At 65.3% G+C, this 12396-nt stretch carries 12 protein-coding genes; 6 read left to right on the top strand and 6 right to left on the bottom strand.

The window, feature by feature from the left end:
* From QAT43_RS10980 to QAT43_RS10965, 4 genes are all read right to left on the bottom strand, one after another.
* On the bottom strand, nucleotides 1-365 hold a 365-nt coding region (locus tag QAT43_RS10980), incomplete at its 3' end, for a hypothetical protein (protein WP_305043119.1).
* Between the two features lie 45 nt (nucleotides 366-410).
* Complete coding sequence (locus tag QAT43_RS10975; RefSeq protein ID WP_305043118.1) at nucleotides 411-2120, bottom strand: hypothetical protein; 1710 nt, start codon at nucleotides 2118-2120, stop codon at nucleotides 411-413.
* Complete coding sequence (locus QAT43_RS10970; RefSeq protein ID WP_305043117.1) at nucleotides 2107-3207, bottom strand: caspase family protein; 1101 nt, start codon at nucleotides 3205-3207, stop codon at nucleotides 2107-2109. The genes QAT43_RS10975 and QAT43_RS10970 overlap by 14 nt, the downstream gene beginning before the upstream one ends.
* Before the next feature lie 3 nt (nucleotides 3208-3210).
* A complete protein-coding gene (locus QAT43_RS10965; protein WP_305043116.1) occupies nucleotides 3211-4734 on the bottom strand; it encodes a hypothetical protein in 1524 nt (507 codons plus the stop codon).
* A gap of 317 nt (nucleotides 4735-5051) precedes the next feature.
* On the opposite strand from QAT43_RS10965, the gene QAT43_RS10960 reads away from it, so the two are divergent.
* Nucleotides 5052-5318 carry an AbrB/MazE/SpoVT family DNA-binding domain-containing protein gene (locus QAT43_RS10960; protein WP_305043115.1) on the top strand — a complete coding sequence of 89 codons (267 nt, stop codon included), beginning with the start codon at nucleotides 5052-5054 and terminating at the stop codon, nucleotides 5316-5318.
* Nucleotides 5305-5694, top strand: a complete 390-nt coding sequence (locus tag QAT43_RS10955; RefSeq protein WP_305043114.1) for a type II toxin-antitoxin system VapC family toxin — start codon at nucleotides 5305-5307, stop codon at nucleotides 5692-5694. The genes QAT43_RS10960 and QAT43_RS10955 overlap by 14 nt, the downstream gene beginning before the upstream one ends.
* 181 nt (nucleotides 5695-5875) lie before the next feature.
* Here the strand turns inward: QAT43_RS10955 and QAT43_RS10950 are convergent, their stop codons facing one another.
* Nucleotides 5876-6646: a CBS domain-containing protein gene (locus QAT43_RS10950; protein WP_305043113.1), complete on the bottom strand. Its 771-nt coding sequence runs from the start codon at nucleotides 6644-6646 to the stop codon at nucleotides 5876-5878.
* 348 nt (nucleotides 6647-6994) lie between these two features.
* On the opposite strand from QAT43_RS10950, the gene QAT43_RS10945 reads away from it, so the two are divergent.
* The 4 genes from QAT43_RS10945 (at nucleotide 6995) to QAT43_RS10930 (ending at nucleotide 10175) form a co-directional block, all read left to right on the top strand.
* Nucleotides 6995-7429, top strand: coding sequence for a DsrE family protein (locus QAT43_RS10945; RefSeq protein WP_305043112.1), 435 nt, complete (start codon nucleotides 6995-6997; stop codon nucleotides 7427-7429).
* Nucleotides 7430-7620: 191 nt separating this feature from the next.
* Nucleotides 7621-8244, top strand: coding sequence for a hypothetical protein (locus QAT43_RS10940; RefSeq protein WP_305043111.1), 624 nt, complete (start codon nucleotides 7621-7623; stop codon nucleotides 8242-8244).
* A gap of 42 nt (nucleotides 8245-8286) precedes the next feature.
* Nucleotides 8287-9648 carry a CFI-box-CTERM domain-containing protein gene (locus tag QAT43_RS10935; protein ID WP_305043110.1) on the top strand — a complete coding sequence of 454 codons (1362 nt, stop codon included), beginning with the start codon at nucleotides 8287-8289 and terminating at the stop codon, nucleotides 9646-9648.
* Complete coding sequence (locus tag QAT43_RS10930; protein ID WP_305043109.1) at nucleotides 9645-10175, top strand: hypothetical protein; 531 nt, start codon at nucleotides 9645-9647, stop codon at nucleotides 10173-10175. The genes QAT43_RS10935 and QAT43_RS10930 overlap by 4 nt, the downstream gene beginning before the upstream one ends.
* An 11-nt stretch (nucleotides 10176-10186) precedes the next feature.
* Here the strand turns inward: QAT43_RS10930 and uvrB are convergent, their stop codons facing one another.
* Nucleotides 10187-12187, bottom strand: coding sequence for an excinuclease ABC subunit UvrB (uvrB, locus tag QAT43_RS10925; protein WP_305043108.1), 2001 nt, complete (start codon nucleotides 12185-12187; stop codon nucleotides 10187-10189).
* Between the last annotated feature and the right edge of the window lie 209 nt (nucleotides 12188-12396).

Below are 12396 nucleotides of genomic sequence, written 5' to 3'. Positions count from 1 at the left end.
TCGCACACCACCGTCACCGCCAGGGGCGCGAGCAGCCAGGCGAGGCTGAAGGGGCGGCCCAGCCAGCTCCAGGTCAGCAGCAGGGACACCAGCAGGGCGCCGCCATAGACCAAGGGAAACACCAGATCGGCTTCGAGAAAGCGCAGCTCAGCAAGTTGCCCCTCGGCGCCGAGCCAGGCCCAGTAGGCCTCGGCTTCGCCCCGGTCGTAACCGCCCAGGCGAAAATTGAGAGGCAGGGATTCGGGCGCGCTGGTTTGGGGGAACTGGTCGCGCCCCGAGAGGTGCAGCATCAGGGCGCCGCCGCCGAAGAACAGCACCACCGGCAGGGCCAGGGTCAGCAGAAGTTTCAGCAGGGCAAAGGCCAAGGCCGGCTCCTGTGCGGGGCGTTCCGTTGCGCATGGCGGCGGGGTTCAGCCATTGCGCTCCTCCTCGATAAGCCGCACCGCCAGGGCGCCGGCCAGGCGCGCCAGGTCGCGCAGGTTGTCGAGAAGCACCGACTTGGGCACCTGCAAGCCGGCGAGGAGCTGCTCCCACTGGGCGCCGTCCAGGTCCTGGCCGCTTTGCAGCTGCCGGCGCAGCAGCAGCAGGGTGGGAATCAGGCTCTGCTGCACCGACGAGAGCCGTGCGGCGACGGCGCCCTGGGCATCGAGCTGCGTGAGGCGGGCGACGATCCGTTCCCAGGGCAGGGTCCGCGCCAGACGCAGCACCAGCTCGCCAAGCTGCTCGCGGGGCGGGAGCTGCTCGGCGAGGGTGGATTTGAGAAATTGCCGCAGCTGTTCGCGCAGCACCGGCTTGGCCAGGGTTTTCGTCGCCTGGAGCAGTCCGGCGCCGTCAAGCGCGCCGTCGGTCTGCTCGAAAATGGCGAGGATGCGCTCGCGGTCGCGCCATTTCTTGCCCTGGAGTTCCGCGTCGGAGAGCCCGGCGAAGAGCGCCGCGCCCAGGGATGCCTCCGGCAGCGGCCGCCAGGCCAGCCACACGCCGTTGTCCACCACGCGGTCGGCCATGCGCCGGCACAGGGAATCGGCGGGAAAAAACGCCTCGTCCCGCGCTGCCTGGGCGGCGAGAATCTCCCAGCCGGCCTTGAGCAGCGGCGGAAAAACCACCGGCTGAGGCGCCGGCGGCTGATCGGGATGCTCGATCTGGCGCAGGCGCAGGTGCAGGGCGGCGACGTCGGGATAATCCGCCCCGAGCATGGCGCCGAGATTGCCGAGGACGATGTGCAGGAGGTTCAGCCGTGGCTCGGCATCGAGGAGCAGCAGATGGGCGGCGAGCAGCCCCAGCAGGGGATTGCCGAACTTGTCGCCGAGGAGCGCGTTCATCACTTCGCGCTCGACGATGTTGCGGCCCTGAAGCAGGGACTGGCGGGCGATTTCCGTGAGGCGAAAATAGCGCTCGCTCGGGTAGCCGGCATAGCCCAGGGGCGCCATCTGCACGGAACAGTCGGCCAGATTGGGGCGCAGGGGCAAGGCGCCCTCCCCGCCCGGCTCGACCATGACGAACACCAGGGTGGTCCAGTTCGGCGGCAGGGGCAGGGGCCGCGCCACGGCGGGCCGGCCGGGCGGCGCCCAGTGCAACACATAGCCGCCGGGGTCGAGTTCGGCGTGAAGCACCGCGTAGCCCTTCTCCGGCACGCGCCGCGCGGCCTGGTCGAAATCGATCAACGGCTGGTTGCCCGGACCGCACAGGCGAAAGCCGTCGAAGGAGCGCGCATAATCGGGCAGGCTCGTCGGGGTCTGGCGAAAGGGCCGGTCGCTCGGGTCGCGCAGACTGAGCAACAGGCGCGCCCCATTGCCCAGGACGAGGGGCGCGTCCTGGAGGGCGCGGGCCACCGCCTCCTGGTGATATTCATGACTGGTGCTGGTGTCGTTGAGGGGCACGGGCGAGGCGAAGCGCACCGGACCGAGGCGCACCGGCGCGGGCGTCACCCCTTCCTCCACGGCAAAGAGCTGCTCCTGAGCGACGCCGCCGACGCTGGCCCGCGCCTTGTAGAGGCCGGGCGCCAGTTCGGCCTCAAGGCTGCCGAAGCCCTGGGCCACCACCTGAAAGCCGCCATCGAGAATTTCCAGGGAGGCGGCGCGGTCGGCCACCTCGACGTTGACCCGTGTCTTAGAGTCGGACATCTTCACCTCCCGCCTGAAACAGCTGCCGGCGCTCCTCGCCGCCGCTCAGCAGCCGCGCCTGATAGAGCCCCGCAGGCAGGGGCAGGCTGAGTGCGCCGTCGGCCAAGGCCAGGGTCTCCTGGCGCTGGTCGGCCCAGCGGACCTCCACCTCGGTGCCGCCCGGAGGGGGCAGGCTGAGGCGCGCGCAGAGCTGATTGCGCCCGTCGAGGATCTCCAGGATCGCGCCGGGCGCCCAGCTGCTCAGGCGCAGAATCTGGTTCAGGTGTTGCGGCGGGCGGCGGAAAAACACGATGTCGCCCGTGGGCGGGATGTAGATTTCCGGGGGATCGGCGGGAATCGCGCCGCAGGCGGCGGGCCAGGCGTTTTCGATGTAGTTTTTCAGCATCTGCCCGGTGATGTTGCCCTCGGAGTCGGGCGGCGCGTGACGCAGGGCATCGAGCAGCACATGGGTGAGCAGGCTGTGCACCGCGTTGCCCAGTTCGGCTATCGGCCGCTCCTGGGCCTTGCCGCCCTTGGGCGCGGCATAGACGCAGAACAGCTTGACGTTGCGCGCCGCGCCGGGGTTGACGATCACCGGCAGAGGCGGATTGAGCATCAGCTTGGTCGCCTCGGCGTCGCGGCAACAGTCCATGACCAGCACGATCTCGCCGAACACCGCCGCCTCCTTGGCCCAAAGGGCGTAGAGGGTGCCGGCGATGTTCCAGTTGAACAAGCGGCTGGCGTTGGCGGCGTAGATCGCGGCCTGGGGCATCTGGTTGCGGATCTCGCAGAAGCCGTGCCCGGAAAAATACAAATAGAGGCGACTGTCGCCGTGAAACTGCAGGGCGCCGCCGCCGTTGGTGATGAGGTGCTGGAAAGCCACCTGGAAATCGGTGAACTGGGGCGGCGCCTGCTCGGGCGCCACGGGCGGCAGGGGCTCGGGAGAAACGATGACGCTGATGTTCGCCGGATCCACATCCCCGCCCTCGGGATCGACGAGCCACTGGCGGAAGCGCTCGACGTCGCGCGGCGGCCCCTGCAAGGGGGGAAACCCAGGATTGGGGTAGTGGCTGATACCCACCAGGATGGCGAAATCCTTGCGCGCCATGGCTCAGAACCCCTGTTTCAGCAGCCACTGCAAACTCCGCAGGGTTGAGTGGTCATTGTCGAAGTCGCCATGCTTGGCCGACAAGCTTTGGCTGCCCTCGCCCTGGGTGTCGGGCGACCACACCAGGCTCTCGGGAAAATCGCCGTAGAAGGCGCGCGCCCGGGCGATAGCGGGAAACTCGGCCGGGGTGAAGATCTGGTTTTCGCGCAGATAGCGCTCCATGCCCACCAGGGGTTCATCCACGCTGGGTTCGAGCAGGCCCGAGACGAAATACAGCAGGGAGCGCGGATAGATGATGGGCACCAGGTTATCGGCGATCTCCCAGTCGTCGTTCATGGCAAAGGAGCGGAAATTGGCGATGCGCGGCCCATGGTTGGCCAGGGTCGCGGCGAAGCGCTCGTAGGTCAGGGCCGGGGCGAGAAACACCACTTCGAAGCGGCTGCCGGGCAGCATCTGCGCGGCGGCCTCGATGAATTGGCAGATGTAGATGGCGCCGGTGCTGTGGCCGATGAGGGTGATGCGCGGCAGGCTCGCGCCGCGATCCAGGTGCTTGCGCAGCTCGGCGAGCAGCGCCGTGCCGCCGTGATTTTCGCCGGGCAGGAAGGCGTCGGCAGTATCCTTTTTCATCTGGTTCCAGATGAAGGTGCCGAGCTTGTCGAGGTAGAGGGCGCGCAGCACCTCCTCGACGGTGGTCACGTAGAGGCCGTGGCCGCGCCCCGCCGCCATGCGCCGCACCACCGCGACGACGATGCCGGCCACCATGCGCGCGCTCTTGAACCAGCCGATGAGGGAAAAACCCTTGGTGGTCACCGGACTGCGCTCGAAGAGCTGATCCGCCGCGTCGGGGCTGATGAGCGAGGTCGTCGCCACGGTGCTGCCGCCCACTCCCTTGGTGGTGGGTTGGGGCACCCCGCCGTCGCGCAGACCGTTGAACACTTCCTGCACGGCGTCCTGAAAGGTGAAATCGCCCTCGATGCTCATCTGGATTTCCGCTTCGAGGCTCGCCTGATCGAGCAGCGTGCCCTTAAGCGTCGCCTGGATGGCCGCGTCATCGGTGCCCGGCCGGTTTTCCAGGGCTTCGGGCGGAGTCGCGCGCTCGCCGCGGAACCAGGCATCGAAGTCCTGGCGCAGTTGGATTTCGTTGACCGCCGCCCCGGCCGCGCCCTTAAAGCCCACCCCGGCGGGCAGCTTCTTCAACGCCCACTCGGCCACCTTCTTGACGAACTCGCGAAACAGATTCTCCTGGCTGATGTCGCGCAGATTGTTGCCCACCGCCTCAAGCAGACCCGACTCCCACACGAAGAACAGCGGATAGGCGCCGGCATCCTGATACACCGGAGTGAGGCGCTGGGCGATGGCGCGCCCGGCCTTTTCGCTGACCAGCCCGCCGTGAAAATGCACCGCCAGCCCGGCGGGCGGCTGCTGGCTCAAAGCCTCCACGACCAGGCGCCGGACATCCTCGCGGCTGGTGCTCGATTTGGGACTGAGCTGACCGTTGGCCAGATGGATGATGTGCTCGTTCGCCATGTCGCCTCCTCCCCGGCTCGGCCGGACCAAGCCGCCACTTTCTCATTAACAAGACACCCCGTGCGCTTACTATGCCGCAGGTTCGGCGCTTGTCAAATGGGCGGAGTAAAAGGAAATTACCAGCCGCCAAAAGCCAATCGGGGTAACGAGGGCTGGGCACGGGACAGAAAAGAGCCTTGGATGCACAAGGACGAGCGCAAGCCTCTGGCCGACGATCCGGACTTACCGGTTGCGGCAACTTGCCGGTTGCGGAATTGACACAAGGTGGCCGGTGGCGTACAGTTTCTTACGTTTGTCTTACTTTGACGGAGGACGGCATGCGAGCCACAACCAGACTTTCCAGCAAAGGACAGGTGATCATCCCTCGGCAAGTGCGGGCCGCGCATCATTGGGAAATCGGCCAGGAATTGGAAGTGATCGATACGGGCGACGGCGTGCTTCTGAAGCCGAAAAAACCCTTTCCCGAAACCACCCTAGCCGAGGTGGTCGGTTCCCTGGGGTATCGCGGCAAGGCCAGGACGATGGAAGACATGGAGGAAGCCATCCGGAGAGGCGCCAGGGAGTCGGGACATGATCGCCGTTGACACCAACATCGTCGTGAGATTGCTGACGGGCGACGACCCGTCCCAGTTTGAAAAGGCCCAAGAGGTCTTCACCGCGGCAGAGATTTTCATTCCCGAAACCGTGATTCTCGAGGCTGAATGGGTCTTGCGCTACGCCTATGACCTGGCTCCGGCAACCATTCACGACGGCTTGCTGCGACTCTGCGGGCTGCCTAATGTTGTCCTGCGCGATGCACGCGCCATCTCCCAGGCGTTCGAGGGCTATCGCGCCGGGATGGATTTCGCCGACGCCCTGCACCTTGCGACCTGCGGTCACTGCACGACGCTTTTCACCTTCGACAAAAAGTTCGCGCGTTCCCCTGTCGACTCCTTCCGCTGCAAGGTCCGACAACCCTGAATACTCCGCAGCCTAACCCCATCAGAAACGCCGGCAAAATCAAAACCATCACCCTTTGCACCTACCTGATTCATGTCTAAGCATCGCTTGCCGACGAGATCATCCGGGACGCGGTGCAATCGCAGTGGCCGCTCTTTACTCAGAAAGTCACGCAGCTTCTCGAAAAATCCAGCTGAACCCCTCACTTCTGCAAACTCTTGGTCACGTCGATGAGCAGGCTCGCGGTCAGGCGTGAGCGCTCGACCATGCCGACGAAGCGCTGCGCCTCATCCACGGCCGGCAGACGCTCCACGCCGAGGGCTTCCATGCGCTGCAGGGCCTGGAATTTATCCGTTCCGGTGGACACGGCATCGGCCGCCGCGACAAAGCCGGGCAGCCGCGTCAGCACCTTGGTGTCGGTCTGGTTGAGCCAGCGCGCCAGATCGTCGGCACGGTACGGGGCGTTGGGGTTCCGCAGTAGTTCGCCGAGGGCGCGGGCGTCGACGATCCCAAAGAAGCGTCCGTCGGAATGTTCGATGATCAGGTATTTGAAAAAGGGCTGGCGGGTGAGCGCGGCGAAATATTCCTCGATGGCCGGGCCCCAGTAGCCGCCGTGACCGAGACGAAACAAAAGCCCCTCGGTCCGGCGCTCGATCAGCTGCGGGATCTTGCTCACCGCCTCCTTGGGGTCGAGGCGCACCGGCTCGGCGGGCACGCCGGTCAGGGGCGTCACCTGGGGATCGATGAGCTGTTCCGAGGCCTTGACGAAGGCGGCCTCGATCTTCACCCCGCCCTCCCCTATTTCCACCTTTTGCAGCTTGCCGGTGACCAGCAGAAACAGCACCACCGGCACCACCGCCACCACGATATCCGCCGGTTTGACCTCAAAGCGCGTGCTTCTGGCGCGCAGCAGCACCAGGGCGGCGAGGATCGCGAGAAAACTGCCGACGGAAAGAATGATGGTGGTATCCATGGCGGGGTCTCCTTGGTTTGACAACTTTTCAAAAGAGTATCATCTTCCATCGTCAACCGGCCCCTCCTCCCTCATCATTTATGGCCGCCTGCGCCCATCAATTCTGGGTTAGGTGATTGTTCGTTTTTCATTACGCGATTGAAGGCCCGCCCCTCTTTACTATGCTTCCGAGGTAGGTCGTCGCCCGAACTCCCTGCGTCCCGGAGGACAACATGAAAAAGCTTCAAGGTCGAGGCGTTGGGTTCGTACAAGATTTTCATGACCGCCGCCGATTCCCATGAGAACAACTACGGGGTCGGCATCACCAGCATCGTGGTGCGCTAGGAAATTATTCCAAGGGAGGACAAGATGAAGACGAGATTCATGGCCATCCTGATGATGACCCTGGCGTTGTTGATCGGCGCCGGCGCGGCAATGGCCGACGACAAACAGCCGCTGCTGCTGATTCTCACCAGCGGCGACACCCAGACCCAGGGCATGGCCCTGGTGCTGAGCAATGAGGCCCAGCGCCAGGGGGCCGAGGTGCGGGTGCTGCTGTGCAGCGAAGCGGGCAAGCTGGCGCTCAGGGAGCACGAGGCGCCGACCCTCAAGCCGCGCGACATCTCGCCCAAGCAGATGCTGGAAACCCTGATGCAGGGAGGCGCCAAGGTCGACGTATGCGCCTTGTTCCTACCCAATCTGGGCAAGACGCAGGAGGATCTGCTGCTGGGCGTGAGCGCCGCCAAGCCACCGATCATCACCGAGCTGCTGCTCGACAAGAAGGTGCGGCTGCTGAACTTTTAATTCGGGTTTTACAGGGATGCACAGGATAGACAGGATAAGTCAGGCCAAAAATTAATTCTTTTTATCCTGTCCATCCTGTTTATCCCTGTTCATTTTTCCCTTTCACCTCCTGGCATTTTCCAAAACCCCTGATAGTTTATTTATTAAAATCGGACGCCCAGCCGCGACCCTGTCTCTGGAGGAGTGCCCTCATGCCGACCATCAACGAAGTCTGGGAGCAGGCCCTGCTCATCAATGCCAACCTGGCCACCCTGCACAACGACCAGATCGACCTGAAAAACTGCTGCGCCCTCACCAACCAGCGACTCGCCGCCCTCGATGCCGGCAACCAGGAAACCAACGACTGGCTGGAAGACATCCGCAAGGTGCTGGGCGAGGGCTTCGCCGCCATGGCTTCAGGCATCAGCGGGGTGCACGTCCGCCAGGATCTCGCCAACCGCCTGCTGCTGCACCTGAGCGAGCAGCAGCGTACGGTCATCTGCCTGCTGGAAAAGATCGCCGACAACACCTGCGCCCTGGTCAATCAGTCTCATCGGCAGACGGCCCTGCAAACAACCCTCAACACGGGGATGCAGGCCGTCGCGCACATGTACGCCAGCACCAATCCCGACGCCGCCTTGCAGCATCAGCGCGCCCAGGAACAGCAGCACAAACTGGAGAAATGCTGTCCACCCAGACCGCTTGAGGATCCTTGCCGGCCGGCGCCCTGCCCGCAGCCGCCCGCCATCGACCTGCCCGCGCCCAAGGAATTCGAGGGCTATAGAGCCGAACCGCCCAAGGTGAAGCGCCGTCCGCGCCAGGAATCCCTGAAATAATGCGCCTGCCCTTCCCTGTTCACGCGGAGGCTTGTTGAGACCATGACTGTGCGCATTCGGGAAGCAGATTATGTCACCGCCGACGGCACCACCTATCCGGTGCGCGCCGACCTGGTACGCGGCCATCTGATGGTCATCGCCTCGGGCGGTACCATGGATCTCGAGCCCTCCTTCGGCGACACTCCCGACCCCGCCGATCCGGCGTATTCCATCGTCCAATACGATCCGGAACCGCAGGATCTCGCCACCAACGTGGGGAAGGTACGCCAGCGCCTCAAGGATCTGGTCGATGAAGGCGACAACAACCGCATTGTCGGCGTCGACGGCCATACCATCTGGTCCGACGGCACCACGGTGGAAACGACGCCGGCCTATGCCCTGGGCGACACCCTCTTCTACGACACCTCGAATTCCAATGGCGCCGGGCGCTGGATCATCGGCATCAACGGCAACCAGGAGTGCACCAATCCTACCGTCATCCTGTTTCACGAACTGGCCCATTCGTTTCGCAATCACGGCCTCGGCACCGTGGCCGACGAGGAGAGGGAGGCCATCGAGGACGAAAACTGGCTGCGCGAGGCCCTGGGCCTGGTGCCGCGCGATCCCGAGCGACGCGACGGCGGCGCGGGCTGTCCCGACGACGGCTGCTGCATCGTCGCCACCGTCGCCTGCGGCTCGCCCTATGCGCCCAGCGTCAACCGCCTGCGCCGTCTGCGCGACGACGTGCTGCGCCGCTCACCCTTGGGCGCGCGCTTTTTCGATGAATTGTTCCGCGAGTACTATGCCTTCAGCGTGGAGATCGCCCGGATTCTGGTGCGCGACGCACAAGCGCGCGCCCAGGTCGAACAGTGGCTGGTGCGACCCTTGGTGGGCATTCTGGAGGTGATGCAGGGCTATCGCCTGGCACCGGACGATGTGAAAGGCTTGGGAGGGAACCTTTTGGCGCTGCTGCGCGAGAGCCCGGCGGCCACGCCGGACCAGGCCCACGCGGCCTGCCGCCTGCTGGAAGCGCTGGCCGCGGGTGCCACGACGGACGAAGTCGCGCATGACAACGAGGCAACCCGGCGCATCCGCACCCTGCTGGCTTCCTGGCTGCCGCGCTCGCCCCAGGTGGACTGGGGTATTCTCGGCCCCTTGCGCATCCACGGCGCGGCCTCTGCACGTTTTGCCGACAGTACGGATGCCGAGGCGGCGGGTCGCTGGCTGGCCGCACGCATCGACGCCTGGCTGCGAAGCCTGCCCCTGCGCGCCCTGGGAGAGCTCTCGCCGGAGCTCATCGACGAATTCGCCGCTTCCCTGTTCGCCGAGGAGGAGGCGCGTCGCGCGCTGAGCAGGGCCTGGCGCGAGCGCCACGCCCACCGGGAGAAGTCCTTCACCCCCTGCGAATCCGGGAGGCTGCCATGATCAGCGCTCAGAACCCTTTGCGCCTGCGCGCCGCGTCCGCCACCTTCCGCCATGCCGAGGACAAACTCGAGGTCGAGGTCATGCTGGTCAACGAGGAGGATCGCCCGCTCTTCGTCACCGTCGGCATTCGCCAGATCCTCTATGACGCCCCCAGCCGCACCCTCGATCTGTGGCTCAGCGATCACGCCCGTTCCCCCGACGCGCACCCCGGGCGCTGCGGCACCATCAGCGTGCCGCGCACCGAGGTGCTTGAGGCCGGCGCGCGCCGGCCGCTGCGTCTCCAAGTGCCCCGGCAGCTCATCCGTTTGGTGCCCCACGAGGACCAGAGCTTTCACTTCGAAGACCTCGACCTGACCCAGACCAAGCAGGTCAAGATGCACCTCGGCTGCAGCGACCGCCCCTTCTACCACAACCCCAAGGGCCCCGCCGTGCTTGAGCAGCTCAAGGCCTGGTGCGCGGTGGTGGAGATCAGCGCCCGGCCAGTCAAGCCACCCAAGGAGGAAAAACCTCCGCGCCGGAAGGACTGAGGCGCACCCCTTTACCCCCGCAACTCCAACTCCCGCTTCTCCAGCACCAGCATGCGGTCGCGCAGCGCGGCGGCCTGTTCGAATTCGAGGGCTGCGGCGGCGGCGAGCATCTCTTTCTTGAGGCGCGCGATCTCCTTGCGCAGTTGCTCGGGGGCGCGGTATTCGGTTTCCTCCTCGGCGGCCAGGGGCAAATCCACATGGTCGCCGCGCTCGGCGATGTCCTCGAGAATCGAGCGCATGGATTTCTTCACCGACTCGGGCGTGATGCCGTGCTCGGCGTTGTAGGCGAGCTGCGCCTCGCGGCGCCGGCCGGTTTCGTCCAGGCAGGCCTGCATGGAACGGGTGACGCGATCGGCGTACATGATGACCCGCCCATCGACGTTGCGCGCCGCGCGGCCGCAGGTCTGGATGAGGGAGCGCTCGGAGCGCAGGAAGCCTTCCTTGTCGGCGTCGAGAATCGCCACCAGGGCCACCTCGGGGATGTCCAGGCCCTCGCGCAGCAGGTTGATGCCGATGAGCACGTCGAATACCCCTTGGCGCAGGTCGCGGAGGATCTCCATGCGCTGCACGGTGTCGATGTCCGAGTGCAGGTAGCGCACGCGGATGCCGAGTTCCTCGAGGTAGCCGGTAAGATCCTCGGCCATGCGCTTGGTCAAGGTGGTGACCAGGATGCGGTAGCCCTGGGCGATGGTGAGACGGACCTCGTGGATGAGATCGTCCACCTGACTTTGCGCCGGGCGCACCTCGATGGGCGGATCGACCAGGCCGGTGGGCCGCACGATCTGCTCCACCACCACGCCTTGCGCCTTGGTCAGCTCGTAGTCGCCGGGGGTGGCCGAGACATAGACGGTCTGGAACTGGCGCGCCTCGAACTCCTCGAAGGTCAGGGGCCGATTGTCCAGCGCCGCCGGCAGGCGAAAGCCGTAATCCACCAGGGTCTGCTTGCGCGAACGGTCACCGCGATACATGCCGCCCACCTGGGAGACGGTGACGTGGCTCTCGTCGATGAACAACAGGCCGTCGTCGGGAAAATAGTCGAGCAGGGTGGCGGGCGCCGAGCCGGGGGTCCGGTCATCGAGGTAGCGCGAGTAGTTCTCGATGCCCTGGCAGTAGCCCATCTCCTCCATCATCTCGATGTCGAACAGGGTGCGCTGCTCCAGGCGCTGCGCCTCGACCAGCTTGTTGGCGGCGCGCAGTTCGGTGAGGCGCAGGCGCAGATCCTCCTGAATCTGCTTGACGGCGCGCTCCAGGGTCGGCTTGGTGGCCACGTAATGGCTGGCGGGAAACACGTAGACGCGCGGCAGCTTGTCGATGACGCGGCCGCGCAGGGGATCGATCTCGGCGATCTCCTCGATCTCGTCGCCGAAAAAGGTCACGCGCAGGGCGCGGGTTTCCTCGTAGGCGGGAAAAATCTCCACCACGTCGCCGCGCACGCGGAAGGTGCCGCGATGAAAATCCACGTCGTTGCGCTGGTACTGGATGTCCACCAGGCGGCGCAGCAGGGCGTTGCGCTCCAGCTCCAGGCCCGGCGCCAGCTCGATGAGCATGCCGTGGTAGGCCTCGGGCGAGCCCAGGCCGTAGATGCACGACACCGAGGCGACGATGAGCACGTCGCGCCGCGTGAGGAGCGAACGCGTGGCGCTGTGGCGCAGCTTGTCGATCTCTTCGTTGATGGCCGAATCCTTCTCGATGAAGGTGTCGGTGGAGGGGATGTAGGCCTCGGGCTGGTAGTAGTCGTAGTAGCTGACGAAATACTCGACGGCGTTGCCGGGGAAGAGTTCCTTGAATTCGCCGTAGAGCTGCGCCGCCAGGGTCTTGTTGGGCGCCAGCACCAGGGTCGGGCGATGCAGAGCGGCGGCGACGTTGGCCATGGTGAAGGTCTTGCCCGAGCCGGTGACGCCGAGCAGCACCTGGTGGCGGTCGCCGCGCCGCACGCCCTCGACCAGCTCGACGATGGCCTGGGGCTGATCGCCGCGCGGCTGGTAGGAGGTGACGAGTTCGAACTGGGCCATGGCGGGAAATCCGTAAAATGAGACCAACCATCTCCCCCTCACTTATTGGGTGGGGGCTGGGGGTAGGGCCGAGCCTTGCAGGCTGACCTGTCTTCGCAATAGCGGACACGGGGAATTCCCTAAGCGGCCAGTCTGACGAACTGCCGCTCGTAGTTCTCCGGTGCCTGATAGCCGATCGCCGAATGCCGGCGACGGCGGTTGTAAAATCC

The sequence above is a fragment of the Geoalkalibacter sp. genome (assembly GCF_030604225.1).
Classification (GTDB): domain Bacteria; phylum Desulfobacterota; class Desulfuromonadia; order Desulfuromonadales; family Geoalkalibacteraceae; genus Geoalkalibacter.
The sequence above is the reverse complement of the archived record's forward strand: the minus strand, read 5'-3'. Positions and strand labels throughout refer to the sequence as shown.